Below are 18,976 nucleotides of genomic sequence, written 5' to 3'. Positions count from 1 at the left end.
GTCGCCGATCAGTCGATTGCCTTGTCGTTCGGATTCTTGAACAGCGCCTTCATGTCGTCGCTCATCGGGAAGTTCAGGTTCAGGCCCTTCGGCGGAATCGGCGACTCGAACCACTTCTTGTAGATCGCGTTGCCGTCGCCCGAGGTCTGCACCTTGGCGATCGCGTCGTCGGCGATCTTCTTGAACTCGGGGTCGTTCTTGCGCATCATGCAGCCATACGCTTCACGCGACTGCGCCTGGCCGACGATCACGAAGTCGCCCGGATTGTTCGACTTCGCGCGCTCGCCCGCGAGCAGCGCGTCGTCCATCATGAACGCCACCGCGCGACCCGTGGAGAGCGTCATGAACGACTCGCCGTGGTCCTTCGCGCTGATGATGTTCATGCCCATGCTCTTGTCCTGGTTCATCTTGCGCAGGAGGCGCTCGGACGTCGTGCCCGCCGTCGTCACGACGGTCTTGCCCTTCAGGTCGGCGAAGTCCTTGACGCCCGAATCCTTCTTCGTCATGAGCCGCGTGCCGATCACGAAGATCGTGTTCGTGAAGGCAGCCTGCTGCTGACGTTCCGCATTGTTCGTGGTCGAGCCGCACTCGATGTCCACCGTGCCGTTCTGCACGAGCGGAATGCGGTTTTGCGACGTGATCGGCACGAGCTTGACCTTGAGGTTGGGCATGTTGAGCTTCTGCTTGACCGCCTCGACGATCTTTTCTGCGTAGTCCTGCGAATAGCCGATCACATTCTGCTTGTCGTCGTAGTACGAAAACGGAATGGACGACTCGCGGTGACCCAGCGAAATGACGCCCGTGTCCTTGATTTTCTTGAGCGTGCCCGATTCCTGCGCGAAGGCGCCGGTGGCGGCGAAACCCAGGAGCGCGAGGATTGTGGCGGTCTTTTTGATCTGCATTTTTTTCTCCGTTGCAATACGTTGCAGGTAACTCATTGAGTGTAGCAAAGTAATTATTTTGAAAGAATCAAGAGTGACCCTGGCGCAACGCGCGCAGCGCATTTTCCCCTCCAGATGTGCGAAGGCGGACGCCCCCTTGTGGAGAGCGTCCGCCTTCTCTGCGCCTTGATGTGCAGCGCAAAAACTGTCACTGGCACTGATGCCAGTTCGGGCCCCGGCGCGCGCCTTTACCGGCCGCGCGCGGCGCCCTTTCTCCTGCTGGTCAGGGATACAGGCCGCGCATTTCGCGCGCCATCAGAATGCGCTTACATGCAACGATGAACGCCGCCGTACGCATCGAGACCTTCTGCTCGCTCGAAACCTGCCACACCGCCGTAAAGGCTTCGCGCATCACGCGCTCGAGACGTTCGTTGATCTCGTGCTCGGTCCAGAAGAAGCTCGAGAAGTCCTGCACCCACTCGAAGTACGAAACCGTCACGCCGCCCGCGTTCGCCACGACGTCGGGAATCACGAGAACGCCCTTGTCGTGCAGGATGTCGTCGGCTGCCGTCGTGGTCGGGCCGTTCGCGCCTTCCACGATGATCTTCGTGCGGATCTTGCCCGCGTTCTTTTCCGTGATCTGGTTTTCCAGCGCGGCCGGAATGAGGATGTCGGTTTCGACGGTCCAGAATTCGTCGTTCGCCATCACTTCGGCGCCCGCGAAGCCCGCCACGCCGCCCGTCTTCGCGACGTGCTCGAGCAGCGCTTCCGCGCTCATGCCGCTCGAGTTATAGAGCGAGCCGGTATGGTCTTGCACCGCGACGATCTTCGAGCCCGCTTCCTGGAAGAGGCGCGCGGCAATGCCGCCCACGTTGCCGAAGCCCTGCACGGCAATGCGTGCGCCGTCGATCGAAAGACCCGTGCGGCGCGCCGCTTCGCAGCCCACGACGAACACGCCGCGGCCCGTGGCCTCGCGACGGCCGAGCGAGCCGCCGAGCGAAATGGGCTTGCCCGTCACGACGCCCGTGGCCGTCTGGCCCTGGTTCATCGAGTAGGTGTCCATCATCCACGCCATGATCTGCTCGTTCGTGTTGACGTCCGGCGCGGGAATGTCGGTGTTCGGTCCGATGATGATGCCGATTTCGCTGGTGTAGCGGCGCGTGACGCGCTCGAGCTCACCACGCGAAAGCGTGCGCGGATCGACGCGGATACCGCCCTTCGCGCCGCCGTACGGCACGTTCACCGCAGCGTTCTTCACCGACATCCACGCGGACAGCGCCATCACTTCGGAGAGCGTAACGTCCTGGTGATAACGCACGCCGCCCTTGCCGGGACCGCGCGAAACGTTGTGCTGGACACGATAGCCTTCGAAGTGCGCAACGGTGCCGTTATCGAGTTCGATGGGGCAATCGACGATCAGGATGCGCTTGGGGCGCTTGAGCGTTTCGAGCCAGCGCGAGAGCGAGCCGAGATACGGCGCGACGCGATCGACCTGACGAAGATAGTTGCCCCACGGGCCGAGATCGTCGGCGTGGAGATAGGAGGGAACCGACTGCAATTGGGAAGACATGAACGCTCCGATCGAACAAGTGGTGCCATTGTCAGAAAACGCCCACGTGAAATCCAATGCCGTTTGATCATCCCGTTATGCTTTTCGTGCATAACGTCCCCGAAGTCGAAAAAACGTGTCGCGGGCGCCGTGTTTCCGGCCTTACAGGCTGAAATAACCTGACTGTTTGCACGATTGATGGTGATCATCACGCGATTGTTGCTGCGCGCGAAATACATCAATGCGGTGTCGATGGATGTGCCACGCGAGAGCCGCGCTCCCGTTGCGGGCGCCGCCGTTTCGCATCGTCCTGCGCCTTACAGTGCGTTCAGGTTGGCGCTTCGTCAGCCTGCGCGGCCGCCGCGCGCCGCCGCGCCCTCGCGTTGCGCAAGCTCCGCGCTCACGGCTTCCCACAGTTCGCGCACGAGCGCCTGGCGCGCGTCGTCGCCTTGCGTCGCGAGTTTGTCGCGATACAGGCGGATTTCCATGTCGAGCGTGAACTGCCCCTCGGGCACGCCGCGCGTGCCGCGATCGAGCCGGATCAGATGTCCCTGCGCCACCGCGTCCTCCACCGCGCTGTGCGGCAGAAAGGCGATGCCGTGACCGGCCAGCGCCATCGCCTTGAGGCCTTCGGCCATATCGGTTTCGTACACGCGATCCAGATAGAGCCGCGCCGGTGCGTTGGCGACGATCACCTCGGTCATGCGGCCCAGATAGGCGTTCGGCGTGTACGAGAGATACGGTGCGGGCGCATCGGGCGTGCCCGGCAGCGTGTAACGCGCGCGCCCTGCCCGCTGCGATGCGGAGTACGGACTGATCGACTCGATGCCGAGTGTAAGCGTGTCGTATCGCGCGGGGTCGAGCGTCACCGGATGGCTCGGGTGGTGGTAGCCCATCACGAGGTCGCAGCCGCCTTCCACGAGCGAGAGCACGGCGTCGTGCACGTTGAGCGCGCGCAGGCGCGTGTGGATGCGGCCGAGCTTCGCCTCGATGTGCTGGAGCCAGCGGGGAAAGTACGTGAGCGATAGCGTGTGCGGCACCGCGAACTCGATGGTCGCGGCGGGCGTGGCCGTATGGCCGCGCAGCAGCGTGCGCGCCTCGTGAAACTGCGAGAGCATCGCGAGCGCCTGCTCGTAGAAAACCTGGCCCGCGGCGGTGAGGCGTGTCGGATAAACCGAACGATCGATCAGTTCGGTGCCGAGCCACGCTTCGAGCGCCTGGATGCGGCGCGAGAAGGCCGGCTGCGTCACGTGGCGCAACTCGGCCGAGCGGCTGAAACTATGCGTCTCCGCGAGCGAAACGAAGTCTTCGAGCCATTTGAGTTCCATGCGGGGCCAGCAAGCGGATGAGAAGTCCGCATTCTAGGCCCGCGCGCACGCGGCCGGGTGGCGGCGCGGCGAATTTCGCGCCGTGCCGGCGGGACGCTTTGGAAGACGCTTAACGGGACGCCGTGCCGAGCGCGGCTTGCACTTGCGCGACCACGCCGCTCCAGTCGCCGAGCGTGGACTGGCGGAACACGCGCGCCGACGGATACCAGACCGAATCGACGCGATCCTTGCCCCAGCGCCAGTCGGGCTGCGCGGCCAGCAGCACCCACACCGGCTTGCCGAGCGCGCCGGCGAGGTGCGCCACCGAGGTGTCGACGGTAATGACGAGGTCGAGCGCCGCGATAAGCGCCGCCGTGGCCGCGAAGTCGTGCAGATCGTCGCCGAGCGCGTCCATCGGCCAGCGCCCCGCGACTCGCGCGAGTTGCGCGGCCCCCTGTCCCTTCTGGATCGCGAACCAGGCGTTGCCGGTGAGTTCGGCAAGCGGCAGGAGCGACTCGAGCGGCACGGAGCGGAACGCGTCGAAATGGTGGCGCGGGTTGCCCGCCCACACGAGCCCGATGCGGCGACGCGCGGCGCCGGACAGCGCATTCACGCGTGCGCGCCACGCAACGGCCTGCACGGGGTCGGCGCGCATGTAAGGCGTCGCGGCGTGGATCGGCCGGCCGGGGAACTTGAGCGGGAGGCTCATCACGTCGCACCTGTAGTCGTATTCCGACGTGAAGGCTTCGTCACTCGGCGCGGCGTCGAGCACGCGCGCCACGCCCGGCACCGTCGCGGCGAGCGTCGCCAGTTCCGGGGCGACCCACGCGTCGACCTGCGCGCCCATCTGCGCGAGCAGGCCCGCATAGCGCACGAACTGGATCTGGTCGCCCACGCCCTGCTCGCGGCAGATCAGAAAACGCTTGCCCGCGAGCGGCTCGCCTTGCCATTCGGCGCCAGGCCGTTTGGGGTAATTGGGTTTGCCGATAGTGGTGATCTTGCGGTTTTCGAACAGCGGCCAGCCGTCCGCATAGTCCTCGCGCCTGAGCATCAGCATGCCCAGCTGGAAACCCGATTCCGGCAAGCCGGGGTTCAGTTCCAGCGCGCGGCGATATTCGACTTCCGCTTCGTCGTAACGCGCGAGCGCCGTTAGTGCAAAGGCGAGATTGTTGATGACGCCCGCCCCGTCGGGCTTGAGCTCGATCGCGCGGCGGTAAAGCGGAATCGCCTCTTCATAGCGGTGCATCGCATCGTAGGCGTAGCCGAGTTCGAAGAGCGCGAGCACGTTGTCGGGGTCGCGCGCGATGACGGGCTCGAAGCAGGCGGCGGCTTCGGCGTGCTTTTCCATGCCGCGCAGCAGCCGGCCCATATGGATCAGCGTATTCGGGTCGCGCGGGTCGAGCGCCGCGGCCGCGCGGAATTCCTCCAGCGCGTCGGCCTTTTGCCCGGCCGCTTCGAGCGCGCGCCCGAGGTTGAACGCAAAATGCGCCGAATTCGGCTCCAGCGCGCGCGCGCGACGGTAGTGCTGCGCGGCGTCCGCGCGATCGCCGAGTTCCATCAGCGCATTGCCGAGGTTGTTGTGCGCGTTCGCGAAATCGGGCGCGATAGCCAGCGCCTTGCGCTGCCACGCGGCGGCGCCCGTGTGGTCGCCCTGGCGCGCGGCGACCACGCCGCGGTTGGCCTGGTATTCGGCGTTGTCCGGCGCTTGCGTGAGAGCGCGGTCGATCAGGGCAGCGGCTTGCGCCAGGTCGTCGCGGCCGAGCGCGATCACACCGAGATAGTGCAGCGCGCCGGGATGATCGGGCTGCGCGTCGAGTGCGGACTCGTAAAGGTCGCTTGCGTCGTCGATCCGGCCCGCGCGGTGGTAGGCGAGACCGGCGTCGACCAGGGCCGCGGCCTGCTCGGAAGAGAGGGTGGAAGCGAGAGCGGAAGCATTGGAAGACATGGCAGCAAACATTTGATTAAGCGCAAACTTTTGACGTGATCGCACTCTATACCCGTCTCAAAACCCCCGATCTCGTTAAGCGGCCGGCGCGACGGAACGCCTCAGGGCGCATCGCACACCCGCGCTAAGCCATGCCTGACAGCCCCGCCCTCGGGCCCTGTCGGCGAGGTGCTAAAATACGCGGTTCCCGCCGTCGTCAATCCGACCGCAACCGACCGCCAACTGAGTCCTACTGAGCGTAACGCCCCACGTTACGTCCCCATCATGTCCGACACTCGTCCCGATACCCTCTTCGCGCTCAACGCGCTCTCCCCGCTCGACGGCCGCTATGCCTCGAAAACCGAAGCCCTGCGCGACTGGCTCTCGGAAGCCGCATTCATGCGCAACCGCGTGACCGTGGAAATCCACTGGCTGATCGCGCTCTCGCAGGCGGGTTTCGCGGAGGTGCCGCGCTTCTCGGAAGCGTCGGAGCAGTTCCTGCTCAAGCTCGCCGAGAACTTCACGGCGCACGACGCCGCGCGCATCAAGGACATCGAGCGCGTGACGAACCACGACGTGAAGGCCGTGGAGTACTGGCTCAAGGAGTCGGTGAAGGGTCAGCCGGAACTGGAGCGCGCAAGCGAATTCATCCACTTCGCCTGCACCTCGGAAGACATCAATAACACGTCGCACGGCCTGATGCTCGCGGGCGCCCGCGAGCACGTGATCCTGCCGGCGTTGCGCTCGGTGCATCAGCGCCTTGTGACGCTCGCGCACACGCACGCCGAGCAGCCGATGCTCTCGCGCACGCACGGCCAGCCGGCCAGCCCGACGACGCTCGGCAAGGAAATCGCCAACGTCGCGGCGCGTCTCGCGCGCGCGATCACGCGCATCGAGAAGGTCGAACTGCTCGGCAAGATGAACGGCGCGGTCGGCAACTTCAATGCGCACCTCTCGGCATATCCGGAATTCGACTGGGAAGCATTCTCGAAGAAGGTCGTTGAAGAGCGCCTGAAGCTCACGTTCAACCCGTACACGATCCAGATCGAACCGCACGACTACATGGCGGAACTGTTCGACGCCGTCGCGCGCGCGAACACGATCCTGCTCGACCTCGATCGCGACGTGTGGGGCTACATCTCGCTCGGCTACTTCAAGCAGAAGACGAAGGCTGGCGAAATCGGCTCGTCGACCATGCCGCACAAGGTCAACCCGATCGACTTCGAAAACTCGGAAGGCAACCTCGGCCTCGCCAACGCCACGCTGCGCCACCTGGCCGACAAGCTGCCGGTCTCGCGCTGGCAGCGCGACCTCACCGACTCGACCGTGCTGCGCAACATCGGCGTGGCGTTCGGCTACTCGCTGCTGTCGTACGACGCGCTGATCCGCGGCCTGGACAAGCTCGAAGTGAACCCGCAGCGCCTGAACGACGACCTCGACGCAACGTGGGAAGTGCTGGCCGAGCCGGTGCAGACGGTGATGCGCCGCTACGGCATCGAGAACCCGTACGAGCAGTTGAAGGAACTCACGCGCGGCAAGGGCATCACGCGCGAAGCGTTGCAGACGTTCGTGAGCGGTCTCGCGATTCCTGAAGACGCGAAGAAGCGTCTGCTCGACATGACGCCCGCGTCGTACGTCGGCAAGGCCGTGGAACTGGCGAAGCGCATTTCGTAATCGCCATACGGCCAGGCCATAAAAAAAGCGCTCGATTGAATCGAGCGCTTTTTTCGTTTACCGCCGCCAACGCGTTATCGCTGCGCGCGGCGCACTTCCAGTTGCTTCATCACCTCGTCGACGATCTGCTCGGGCGAGAGTTCGATGCTCACCTCGATCGCCTCATCCGGGCCCGGCGCTTCGAGCGTCTCGAGCTGGCTTTGCAGCAGCGACGGGTCGAAGAAGTGGCCGGTGCGCGAAGCGAGGCGCTCGTGCAGCACGTCGAACGAGCCCTTCAGGTACACGAAGCACACGTCGCGATCGTTGCCGCGCAGGATGTCGCGATACGAGCGCTTGAGCGACGAGCACGTGAAAACGGCCGTTTCGTGCGCGCGCTGCTTCTCCTCGATCGCGGCGCGAATCGTACGCAGCCACGGCCAGCGGTCGTCGTCGGTGAGGGGGATGCCGTCGTGCATCTTCTTCTTGTTGGCTTCGCTGTGAAAAGCGTCGCCATCGGTGAAGTCGCACTTGAGGCGCTCGGCGAGCATTTCGCCGATGCGTGTCTTGCCGGCGCCCGACACGCCCATCGCTATCAGGATCATTTACCGCTCCAGTTCTACACCACCGCTGCCAAGGCAAATGTGAGGCCAAGGCCCAGCAGCGAAATAATCGTTTCCAGCAGCGACCAGGTCTTGAACGTCTGACCCACGGTCATGCCGAAATACTCCTTGATCAGCCAGAATCCGCCGTCGTTGACGTGCGAGAAGATCAGCGAGCCCGAGCCCGTAGCGAGCACGAGCAGCTCCGGCTTCACTGTCATGCCGCTGGCCGACGCGATCGGCGCGACGATGCCGCATGCCGTGGTCATGGCGACCGTGGCCGAACCCGTGGCAAGACGGATCAGCGCGGCGACGAGCCAGCCGAGCAGAAGCGGCGACAGATGCTCGTTCTGCGCCAGCTCGACGATCTGCTTCGATACGCCGCTGTCCATCAGCACGCGGCCAAAGCCGCCGCCCGCGCCGACGATCAGCGTGATGCCCGCGATCGGCGCGAGACAGTCGCCGCAGAACTTCTGGATCTGCTCGCGCGTGAAGCCGCGTTGCGCGCCGAAGGTCCAGAAGCTTACCAGCACGGCGATCAGCAGGGCGACGTCCGAGGTGCCGATAAAGTGCAACAGATTGTTCGGCAGCGTCTTGGGCGTGAACACGAGATCGGCCCAGCTACCCACCAGCATCAGGATCACGGGCAGCAGGATCGTGAAGAGCGTCACGCCGAAGCTCGGCAGTTCACTATCGGGCTTGGGATCGGCCTTGCTCACGAACTGTTCGGACAGCGGATTGCTCTCCGGCAGCTTGATGAAGCGGTGAATGAAGAGCGCGAACAGCGGCCCGGCAATGATCGCCGTGGGCACGCCTACGATCAGGCCGTAAGCGATGGTCTTGCCGATGTCGGCGTGATACGCCTGCACGGCGAGGAGCGCGGCCGGGTGCGGCGGAATCAGCCCGTGCACGACGGAGAGACCCGCCACCATCGGCAAGCCGATCAGCAGCAGCGACTTGCCGGTGCGCTTGGCGACGTTGAACGCGATCGGAATCAGCAGCACGAAGCCGACTTCGAAGAACACCGGCAAGCCGACGATGATCGCGACGACCATCATGGCCCAGTGAATGTTCTTCTCGCCGAACCAGCGGATGAGCGTCGTGGCGATGCGCTCGGCGCCGCCCGATTCGGCCATCATCTTGCCGAGCATCGTGCCGAGGCCCACCACGATGGCGATGTGGCCAAGCGTGTTGCCGTTGCCGGTTTCGAACGACTTGACGATCTGATCCATCGGCATGCCGACGGCCAGGCCGAGCAGCAGCGAAACGATGATCAGGACGAGAAACGGATAAACCTTGAAGCGCGTGATCAGCAGGATCAGCGCAGCGATCGCGACGAGCGCGTAAATCAGCAGCATGCTGCCGTGGGCCACTCCCATGAGGCTCTTCTCCAGGTAGTTGTTCGATGTCCTTTCGCCCGGTGCGGTGACGCGTGCGCGGCGGCGGCACACGTGGAATCCACGCGGTGCGAAAGGGGCCGGCCGTCGCCGGGCCGGGGATTGTAGAGGTTATAACGACTTTTGGCGCAGCGTGCTGGAAAGACGAGCGAGCCGCGCAAGGCGCGCCTGAAAGGCGCCGTTTGCGCGGCTCGTATGCCCCCAGACTCGCGGGCGCAGCGTTCCGGTCATCGTTGCGCCGCAACATGCGGCGCGGGGTCAAGCGAAGCGGTATCAGCGCACCGGGCGCGACAGCTCGCTCGCGGCATGCGCGAGACGCGTGATTTCGTCCCAGTTCTGCGAAGCGAGCGCCGCCTTCGGCGTGAGCCACGAACCGCCCACGCACACCACGTTCGGCAGCGAGAGGAAGGTCGGCGCCGATTCGGCGCTGATGCCGCCCGTCGGGCAGAACTTGAGCGTCGGGAACGGGCCATGGAACGCTTGCAGCATGTTCAGACCGCCGGCCGGCACTGCCGGGAAGAACTTCACGATCTCGTAACCCAGCTCCATCGCGACGATGATGTCGGTCGGCGTCATCACGCCCGGCAGGAGCGGCAGGCCCGCGTCGAGCGACGCCTGATGGATCTCGCGCGTGAGGCCCGGCGACACGCCGAACTGCGCGCCGGCCTGCTTCGCGAGTGCGCAGTGCTCGGGCTTCGTGATCGTGCCCACGCCCACGACGATGTCCGGCGCGATTTTCGCGGCGCGCTCGATGGCTTCGAGACCGGCCTTCGTGCGCAGCGTGATTTCCAGCACCTTCACGCCGCCCGCATGCAGCGCGCGCGAAACGTGCTCGCCCTGCTCCGGCGTGTCGAAGGCGAGCACCGGAATGACGGGACCCAGGCGGACGATGTCGGCCACTGTGCTATTTGCCATGTTCAGGCTCCTTGATGATGAAATCAGTTCGCGGCGTGGGCCGCGGCGTTCGTCGCGTGCGTGAGCGGTGCGGCCGGCGCAGTCGCGGCCTGCTCGCCGACGAGCGGCCCGAACACCGTTGCGCCCAGCTCGGCCGGTGCGGCGGCGGCGCGGAACACGCCAAACAGCTCGCGGCCGAAGCCCACTTCGTTGAGATCCTGGTGCGCGGGCTGCGCGACCGGGCGCGCTTCCCACTCGGCGGCGTCCACTTCGATGTCGAGCAAGCCTTCCACGGCGTCGATCACGATCATATCGCCGTCGCGCACCTTGCCGATCGGCCCGTGCAGCAGCGTTTCCGGCGAAACGTGGATCACGGCCGGCACCTTGCCCGACGCGCCCGACATGCGCCCGTCGGTGACGAGCGCCACATGAAAGCCCTTGTCCTGCAACACGCCGAGCAGCGGCGTGAGGCGGTGCAGCTCCGGCATGCCGTTCGCGCGCGCGCCCTGGAAGCGCACGACAGCCACGAAATCGCGCTCCAGCTCGCCGTGATCGAACGCTTCCTGCACGGCTTCCTGCGAATCGAACACGATGGCGGGCGCACGCACCTTGCGGCGCTCCGGCGCCACGGCCGACACCTTGATGACGCCGCGACCCAGGCGCCCCTGCATCAGGCGCAGGCCGCCGTCCGGCTGGAACGGCGTCGCGAGCGGACGCAGAACGGACTCGTCAGCGCTTTTTTCCACGGCCGAAACCCACGTGAGCTTGCCGTCGATGAGCTTCGGCTCTTCGGTGTAATGACGCAGGCCCTTGCCCGCTACAGTGTTCACGTCTTCGTGCAGCAGCCCGCCGTCGAGCAGTTCGCGCACGAGGAAGGCGATGCCGCCCGCCGCGTGGAAGTGGTTCACGTCGGCCTTGCCGTTCGGGTACACGCGCGCGAGCAGCGGCACGGCGTCCGAAAGCACGTCGAAATCGTTCCAGTCGATGATGATGCCCGCCGCCCGCGCCATCGCCACGAGGTGCAGCGTGTGATTGGTCGAGCCGCCCGTGGCCATCAACGCGACGATGCCGTTGATCACGGCCTTTTCGTCAACCACGTGACCGATCGGCGTGTAGTTGCCGCGCTCGACGGTGAGTTCGAGCACCCGGCGCGCCGCAGCGGCGGTCAGCTCGTCGCGCAGCGGCGTATGGGGATGGATGAAAGCGGAGCCCGGCAGATGCAGGCCCATGATCTCCATGAGCATCTGGTTGCTGTTGGCCGTGCCGTAGAACGTGCAGGTGCCGTGACCGTGATAGGCGGCCGCCTCCGATTCGAGCAGCGCCGCGCGGTCGCACTGGCCGGTGGCGAACTGCTGGCGTACCTTGGCCTTGTCGTCGTTCGAGATGCCGCTCGTCATCGGGCCGGCGGGCACGAAAACGGTGGGCAGATGGCCGAACTGCAACGCGCCGATCACGAGGCCCGGCACGATCTTGTCGCACACGCCCAGGCACAGCGCCGCATCGAACATGTTGTGCGTGAGCGCCACGGCCGTGCTCATCGCGATCACCTCGCGCGAGAACAGCGACAGCTCCATGCCGGCGTTGCCCTGCGTGACGCCGTCGCACATCGCCGGCACGCCGCCCGCGAACTGCGCCACGCCGCCGCCTTCGCGGGCCGCCTTCTTGATGATGTCGGGGAAATCCTTGTAGGGCGCGTGCGCCGAGAGCATCTCGTTATAAGCCGAGACGATGCCGATGTTCGGCTCGCGAATCGACTTGATCGAGATCTTGTCGCGGCCTTCGAGGCCGGCGAAACCGTGCGCAAGATTCGCGCACGAGAGCGCGCCACGCGCCGGGAAACGATCCTGAGCGGCGGCAATGCGCGCGAGATAGGCCTCGCGGGTCGGCTTGCTGCGCTCGATCACGCGCTGCGTGACCTTCATCAACTGAGAATGCGGGGAAACCATCGAATCTCCTTCCTTCTTGTCTCGGCGGGGACGCTCGGGGCCAGATCAGGCGCGCCTGCGGCGCTCCAGACAGCGATGGCGCGATGTTAGTAGAAAAACTACAAGCAGACAATCCCGGTTAGACCCTGGGGGCGCAACGTTACACGAACGCCTAGTCTTATTACTGACGGGACTCGCGCGACGCTGCACAACCAACCCGGAGAGAAGCAAACGACGATCCTGTAGTTTTTGTACATAACGTCCGATCCGCTATAGTCCACGGATCTTTCAGCATAGTGCGAGTTTCCCGATGCTGCTGTCCCAGGTGAAAGCCATGCGCGAGCAATTGCGCCCTTCGGAGCGCAAGCTCGCCGATTACGTGGTGGAAGCGCCGCGCGAGGTGCTCGACCTTTCGATGACCGAGGTCGCCGAGCGCGCGGGCGTGAGCCAGCCGACCATCGCGCGGTTCTGCCATGCGCTAGGGTTCTCGGGATTCCGGGAGTTCAAGATCCGCCTCGCCCAGGCCGTTGCCGCCGACCTGCCAACGGAACATCCGGCCGTCTATCGCGACGTGAGTCCGAACGAACCGGTGCCGGGCGTCGCGGCGAAGGTGCTGGACCGGACCATCGGCGCGCTCGTGCAGGTGCGTAACAACCTCTCGACCGACTCGCTCGCCGCGGCCATCGACCTGCTCGCCAACGCTGCGCGCATCGAGTTCTATGGCGCGGGCGGCTCGGGCATCGCCGCGCAGGACATGCAGCACAAGTTCTTTCGCCTCGGCATGCCGAGCGTCGCGTACGCCGACCCGCACACGTTCCTGATGTCGGCGGCGCTGCTCGGGCCCGGCGACGTGGTCGTGGCGATCTCGAACACGGGACGTACGCGCGACATCGTGGACGCCGCGCGCACGGCGCTCGGCCGTGGCGCGAAGGTCATCGCGATCACGCATGGCACATCGCCGCTCGCGCGGCTCGCGAGCGTAGGCCTGCACGCAAACGTCGACGAGGACACCGACGTCTTTTCGCCGATGACTTCACGCACCTCGCATCTCGCGATCGGCGACATCCTCGCGGTGGGCGTGGCGCTCCAACGCGGCCCCGAACTCGCTGAAAAGCTCGCCGACGCGAAAGACATCATCGCGCGGCGAAGGCTGGACCCGAACGGCTAAACCCGAACCGCTGCATTCGCTGCGCCCTCTCTCGCGCTAAAAAGCGTCGACGCAAAAAAAGCGGACTCCCGAAAGAGTCCGCTTTGTCGCTTTGTGTCCGGGCGCGAACCACACGCCCGAACGCAAACCATGATTCCGGCTGACCGGAAGCGGCCGTACCGCGCCGCGTCCGGTTCGCCCTCAGGCGCTTACCACTGGTACGACATACCGCCGCCGAAGGTCGCGCCGCCGCTCGAACCATAACCACCGCCCAGCTTCACCTTGAGGTTCTGGGTGATGCGAGCCGATGCGCCCAACGCCACGGCCTGGTAGCCCTGGAAGTTCGCCGTACCGACACCCACCGCGATGGTCTTGCCCTGATCGACGTCCGGGATCATCGTGAGCGCCGTTGCCGCCGCCACGCCGCTGTATGCGGTGCGCGCCACGGAGTTCACGTTGCTCTGGAGCGCATTCAAGCCGCTCTGCAACTGACCCATGTTCGCCGCGTCGGTCGGGTTGACGCCGTTCGCCACATTGGTGATGCGACGTTCGTTGCCCTCCGAACCCACGGACACGGTGTTGTCCTCGTCCGCCACCGAGTTCGCACCCAGCGCAACCGAGTTGTTGCCCGTGGCCTTCGCGCTGTCGCCAATCGCCGTCGAGCTCGCACCCGAAGCAATCGCACCACCGCCCGCCGCGATCGAGTTGGTGCCCGTGGCCGAAGCCGCACCGCTCGTCGTGTTGGTCGACAGATACTCAGAACCGCTGACGTTGATGTTCTGGATCTGCTGGTTCAGGTTGGCGACCTCGACGTTCGTCGCGTAGAGCTGCGAACCGTTCACCGCGTCGAGACTGTCGGCATTCAGCGCGCCGTTCGCTACGTTGGTCAACGCAACCGCAGTCGTGGAGTCCGTACCGCCCAGCGTAATCTTGTCGTGTGCCGACGAGTCGTACTGGACCGCGTTCGCAACCTGACCTTCGATGTTCGTCACCGTTTTCGCGATGTTCGTCACACGGCCGTCGATGTTCGAGATCGCGCTACCCACGTTGTTGAACGTGCCTTCAGCCAAGGCATACGTCGGAGCCGAAATCGAGCCATCGGCGTTGACCGTCGAACCGCCACCCAGCGCGCTGGCCGTGCTGGAGCCCGCGGCGTAGAGCTGGGCGCCGTTCACGGCGTCGCTGCTGCTTGCCGAGACTTGACCCGCCTTGACGTTCGTGATGAGAACAGCCGGCTTGTCCTTGCCGCCGCCAAGCGTGACCGTGCTCATCGTCGAATCGTCGTAGGCAACGAAGCCGTTCATCACGTTGCCCGAGCCGTCGATCCTCGCGCCCATCGCTTCGAGCTGCGCAACGTTGACCGCGTCGTTCGAGTCCACGCCGTTTGCCACGTTATGCAGCACGACAGGCGCATGGCCCGAACCACCGAACGTCACCGAGTTCATCGACGTGTCGTCGTACGCCACGAACGCGTTGATGATGTTGCCCGATGCGTCGGTCTTCGCGCCCAGTGCGTAGAGCTGCGAGCCGTTCACCGCGTCGAGGCTCGAGACGGTCAGCGCGCCGTTCGCCACGTTGGTCAGCACGACCGGAGCGTGATCCGCACCGCCCAGCGTGACCTTGCCCATCGACGTATCGTCGTAAGCCACGAACGCGTTGGTGATGTTGCCCGATGCGTCGGTCTTGGCGCCAAGTGCGTACAGCTGCGCACCGTTCACCGCGTCGACGCTCGATGCGTTCATCCCGCCGTTCGCCACGTTGGTCAGCAGGACCGGAGCGTGACCCGAACCGCCCAGCGTCACCGAATTCCACGATCCGCTGTCATAGTGCACCGCCAACGGATCCGTGCCCGGGCCAACACCGGCCAGCGCGTCGAGCGCGTCACCCACGTTGTGGTAGGTCCCGCCGGCGACCGTATAGGTCGGGTTCACGAGCGCACCATTCGCATCGACCGTCGAACCAGCGCCCAGCGCGCCGGCCGTCTGGCTTGCAAGACCGTAGAGCTGCGTACCGTTCACCGCATCGACACTCGAGGCATTCACCTTGCCAACTGCAACGTTCGTCAGCACAACCGGAGCGTGATCTGCATCGCCGCCAAGCGTGACCTTGCCCATCGACGTGTCGTCGTACGCCACGAACGCATTGGTGATGTTGCCCGAAGCATCCGTCTTCGCGCCCAGTGCATAGAGCTGCGCACCGTTCACCGCGTCAACGCTCGAGGCGCTCATCGCACCGTTCGCCACGTTGGTCAGCTTGACCGGATCATGATCTGAGCCGCCCAGCGTTACCGTGTCGTGCGCCGATGTGTCGTACGCCACCGCATCTGCCAACTGACCGTTGATGTTCGTGATCTGACCGTTGATGGTCGTGACATCGCCCGCCAGGTTCGACACATTCGTGTTCGTCGCATTGAGCTGCTGACCGTTCACCGCGTCCAGGCTCGTGGCGTTCAGCGCGCCATTCGCCACGTTCGTCAGCGTAACCGCGTCATGACCCGAACCGCCCAGCGTCACCGTGTCGTGCGCCGACGTGTCGTACGCCACCGCATCTGCCAGCTTGCCGTTGATGTTCGTGATCTGACCGTTGATGGTCGTGACATCGCCCGCCAGGTTCGACACGTTCGTGTTCGTCGCATTCAACTGCTGGCCGTTCACCGCGTCCAAGCTCGTGGCGTTCAGCGCGCCGTTCGCCACGTTCGTCAGCTTGACTGCGTCATGACCCGAGCCGCCCAGCGTCACCGTGTCGTGCGCCGACGTGTCGTACGCCACCGCATCTGCCAACTGACCGTTGATGTTCGTGATCTGACCGTTGATGGTCGTGACATCGCCCGCCAGGTTCGACACGTTCGTGTTCGTCGCATTCAACTGCTGGCCGTTCACCGCGTCCAGGCTCGTGGCGTTCAGCGCGCCATTCGCCACGTTCGTCAGCACAACCGGTGCGTGATCCGCATCGCCGCCAAGCGTGACCTTGCCCATCGACGTATCGTCGTACGCCACGAACGCGTTGGTGACGTTGCCCGAGGCGTCCGTCTTCGCGCCCAGTGCATAGAGCTGCGAGCCGTTTACCGCGTCAACGCTCGACGCGTTCATGCCGCCGTTCGCCACGTTCGTCAACGTAACCGTGCCGCTATGATCCGTGCCACCCAGCGTCACCTTGGAGAGCGAATTGTCGTCATAGTGCACGGCCATCGAATCGTTGCCACCGCCACCGTTCTTGCTCAGTGCGTCAAGCGCGTCACCTACGTTGCTATAGGTCTCGCCCGACAGCACGTAACTCGGAGCACCGATCGAACCGTTCGTGCCCACCGTGGTCGAGCCGCCCAGTGCCTTGGCGGTCGAGTCGGCCAGACCGTAGAGCTGCGAACCGTTCACCGCGTCGAAGCTCGCCACACTCACCGCGCCATTCGCCACGTTGTGCAGCGCGACCGGTGCGTGCGTCGTGCTCTCGCCGAACGTGACCGAACTCATCGACGTGTCGTCATATGCCACAAACTTGTTCGCGATGTTGCCCGAAGCGTCCGTCTTCGCACCCAGTGCATAGAGCTGCGAGCCGTTCACCGCGTCAACGCTCGACGCGTTCATGCCGCCGTTCGCCACGTTCGTCAGCACAACCGGTGCGTGATCCGCATCGCCGCCAAGCGTGACCTTGCCCATCGACGTGTCGTCGTACGCCACGAACGCGTTGGTGATGTTGCCCGAGTCGTCCGTCTTCGCGCCCAGTGCATAGAGCTGCGAGCCGTTCACCGCGTCGACGCTCGAAGCGGTCATCCCACCGTTCGCCACGTTCGTCAGCGCGACCGGCGCGTGCGACGTACCCGACCCGCCCAGCGTGACCTTCGTCATCGCCGAGTCGTCATAGTGAACCGCATCGGGATCCGTACCGCCACCACCACCACCACCGTTGTTCAGCGCGGCAAGCGCATCACCCACGTTGTTGAAGGTCTTGTCGCCGACCTTATAGGTCGGGGTCACGATCGAGCCATCCGCGCCAACCGTTGCACCAGAGCCGAATACGCTGACGGCATCCGTCAACTGGCTGACGTTCACCGCATCGGTGCCAGCCGTACCCTTCGCGACGTAGATGATCTGGCGCTGCTTGCTCGCCGAGCCCACCGAAATCGAGTTCATGCGGTCTGCGACCGAACTCGAGCCCAGCGCAACCGAATCCGTGACGCCACTGAGGACGTTGGTCGCGCGACCGAGTGCGATGGAGTTGGTGGCCGTCGCATTGACCTGCGCCATCGTACCGAACGTCATGGAGTCCGTGGCGTTGGCGATCGAGGTATTGCCGAAGGCGAGCGAATTCAGACCATATGCCCGCGCATTGGAACCCACCGCGACCGCGTTGTTTTGCGAGCCGATAGCACCGTTACCCAACGCAAGCGAATTGTTCCCCAGCGCCAGGGCGCTACCGAGCGCGAGCGCTTGCTGTCCGGTTGCAGTCGCGCCGGAGCCGATTGCCGTTGCGCCGGACGTGGCTGCCGAACTGGCTGCGCCAATTGCGGTAGACAGCGCGCCCGTTGCCGTGGCCGCCGCACCAATCGCCACGCTGTAGTCCGCCGCAGCGTTAGCGTTGTCGCTCCCGTCATCCGCACCGTTGGCCTGGAAGTACGGACTGCCCGAAGCCGCGCCAACCGTGGATCCGACCATCGAACCCGACGATTGAACGGCCTGAACCGCCTGAACCTGCTTGCTGACCGACTGGAGCTGGTTGTCGACATTCTGGATAGCCATCAGCATCTGGCTATTGGACTGCTTGAGCGCCGCTTGCGTATTCGTCGTGGTGACACCCAGCAAGTCGTCTATCTGACCGAGGTTCACTGCGTCATTGGCGTTCTCACCGGCGGCCACATTGGTGATTCGACGCGTCAGACCGGTAGCGCTGTTACCCACGGAGATCGTATTCCTTACGTCCGCCACCGAGCCGAGACCCAGTGCAACCGCATAGGGAGCCGTGGCCGTCGCCGCGCTAGACGTGTTCCAGGTCGCGCCGAAACCGCCGATGTACGGGTTGCCCGTCAAGACGGCGTCGTGCATCTGCTTCACGTTGACCGCGTCGGTAGGCGCCTCGCCAGCCGCCACGTTGGCCAACTTGACTGGATCATGCGACGTGCCCGAGCCGCCCAGCGTCACCGTGCTCATCGACGTGTTGTCATACGCCACGAACGCGTTGCTGATGTTGCCCGAGGCATCGGTCTTCGCGCCCAGTGCATAGAGCTGCGAGCCATTCACCGCGTCGAGGCTCGATACGGTCAGACCGCCGTTCGCCACGTTCGTCAGTACGACCGGCGCGTGCGACGTGCCCAAGCCGCCCAGCGTCACGGTGTTCATCGACGTGCCGTCGTACGCCACGAACGCGTTGCTGATGTTGCCCGAGGCATCGGTCTTCGCGCCCAATGCATAGAGCTGTGAGCCATTCACCGCGTCGAGGCTCGATACGGTCAGACCGGCGTTCGCCACGTTCGTCAGCTTGACCGGCGCGTGCGAGGTGCCCGAGCCACCCAGCGTGACCGAATCGTGCGCCGACGAGTCGTAGATCACCGCGTCAGCCAGTTGACCCTTGATCTTCGTAACGTCACCGGAGATGTTCGTCACATCACCCGCGAGGTTCGACACATTCGTGTTCGTCGCATTGAGCTGCTGGCCGTTCACCGCGTCCAGGCTCGTTGCGTTCAGCGCGCCGTTTGCCACGTTCGTCAGC

The 18,976-nt window shown here is 64.8% G+C and carries 11 protein-coding genes; 2 read left to right on the top strand and 9 right to left on the bottom strand.

The genetic code is table 11. The features are described 5' to 3' along the window. Nucleotides 1-8: 8 nt before the first annotated feature. The 4 genes from C7402_RS03370 to C7402_RS03355 all read right to left on the bottom strand — a co-directional run bounded on the left by C7402_RS03370 (nt 9) and on the right by C7402_RS03355 (nt 5,682). Nucleotides 9-902, bottom strand: a complete 894-nt coding sequence (locus C7402_RS03370; RefSeq protein ID WP_116609596.1) for a glutamate/aspartate ABC transporter substrate-binding protein — start codon at nt 900-902, stop codon at nt 9-11. A gap of 262 nt (nt 903-1,164) precedes the next feature. Then, complete coding sequence (locus tag C7402_RS03365) at nt 1,165-2,451, bottom strand: Glu/Leu/Phe/Val family dehydrogenase (protein ID WP_069268469.1); 1,287 nt, start codon at nt 2,449-2,451, stop codon at nt 1,165-1,167. Nucleotides 2,452-2,774: 323 nt separating this feature from the next. Further along, nucleotides 2,775-3,758, bottom strand: coding sequence for a LysR family transcriptional regulator (locus C7402_RS03360; protein WP_112171941.1), 984 nt, complete (start codon nt 3,756-3,758; stop codon nt 2,775-2,777). Nucleotides 3,759-3,867: 109 nt separating this feature from the next. Next, complete coding sequence (locus tag C7402_RS03355) at nt 3,868-5,682, bottom strand: tetratricopeptide repeat protein (protein WP_165841768.1); 1,815 nt, start codon at nt 5,680-5,682, stop codon at nt 3,868-3,870. A gap of 264 nt (nt 5,683-5,946) precedes the next feature. On the opposite strand from C7402_RS03355, the gene purB reads away from it, so the two are divergent. Then, entirely contained in the window at nt 5,947-7,335 is a 1,389-nt protein-coding gene (gene purB / locus C7402_RS03350; protein WP_112171943.1) for an adenylosuccinate lyase, read from the top strand. 74 nt (nt 7,336-7,409) lie between these two features. On the opposite strand, the gene C7402_RS03345 is transcribed toward purB, so the two are convergent. The 4 genes from C7402_RS03345 to edd all read right to left on the bottom strand — a co-directional run bounded on the left by C7402_RS03345 (nt 7,410) and on the right by edd (nt 12,150). Continuing rightward, nucleotides 7,410-7,916: a gluconokinase gene (locus C7402_RS03345; protein WP_116609594.1), complete on the bottom strand. Its 507-nt coding sequence runs from the start codon at nt 7,914-7,916 to the stop codon at nt 7,410-7,412. Nucleotides 7,917-7,930: 14 nt separating this feature from the next. After that, the gene (locus C7402_RS03340) at nt 7,931-9,292 is read right to left on the bottom strand and encodes a GntP family permease (protein ID WP_116609593.1); all 1,362 of its coding nucleotides are present in this window, start codon (nt 9,290-9,292) and stop codon (nt 7,931-7,933) included. 291 nt (nt 9,293-9,583) lie between these two features. After that, on the bottom strand, nt 9,584-10,225 hold the full coding sequence (eda, locus tag C7402_RS03335) for a bifunctional 4-hydroxy-2-oxoglutarate aldolase/2-dehydro-3-deoxy-phosphogluconate aldolase (RefSeq protein ID WP_116609592.1): 642 nt from the start codon (nt 10,223-10,225) through the stop codon (nt 9,584-9,586). Nucleotides 10,226-10,248: 23 nt separating this feature from the next. Beyond that, nucleotides 10,249-12,150 carry a phosphogluconate dehydratase gene (gene edd / locus C7402_RS03330; RefSeq protein ID WP_116609591.1) on the bottom strand — a complete coding sequence of 634 codons (1,902 nt, stop codon included), beginning with the start codon at nt 12,148-12,150 and terminating at the stop codon, nt 10,249-10,251. A 289-nt stretch (nt 12,151-12,439) separates the two neighbouring features. Here edd and C7402_RS03325 point away from each other — a divergent pair, with 289 nt between their 5' ends. Next, nucleotides 12,440-13,297 carry a MurR/RpiR family transcriptional regulator gene (locus C7402_RS03325; RefSeq protein WP_112171948.1) on the top strand — a complete coding sequence of 286 codons (858 nt, stop codon included), beginning with the start codon at nt 12,440-12,442 and terminating at the stop codon, nt 13,295-13,297. Nucleotides 13,298-13,485: 188 nt separating this feature from the next. Here the strand turns inward: C7402_RS03325 and C7402_RS46725 are convergent, their stop codons facing one another. Beyond that, on the bottom strand, nt 13,486-18,966 hold the full coding sequence (locus C7402_RS46725) for a YadA-like family protein (protein ID WP_116609590.1): 5,481 nt from the start codon (nt 18,964-18,966) through the stop codon (nt 13,486-13,488). Nucleotides 18,967-18,976: the final 10 nt, after the last annotated feature.

The organism is Paraburkholderia unamae (assembly GCF_003096875.1).
Classification (GTDB): domain Bacteria; phylum Pseudomonadota; class Gammaproteobacteria; order Burkholderiales; family Burkholderiaceae; genus Paraburkholderia; species Paraburkholderia unamae.
Note: the sequence above shows the minus strand (reverse complement) of the source record. Positions and strands in the feature narration are given on the sequence as shown.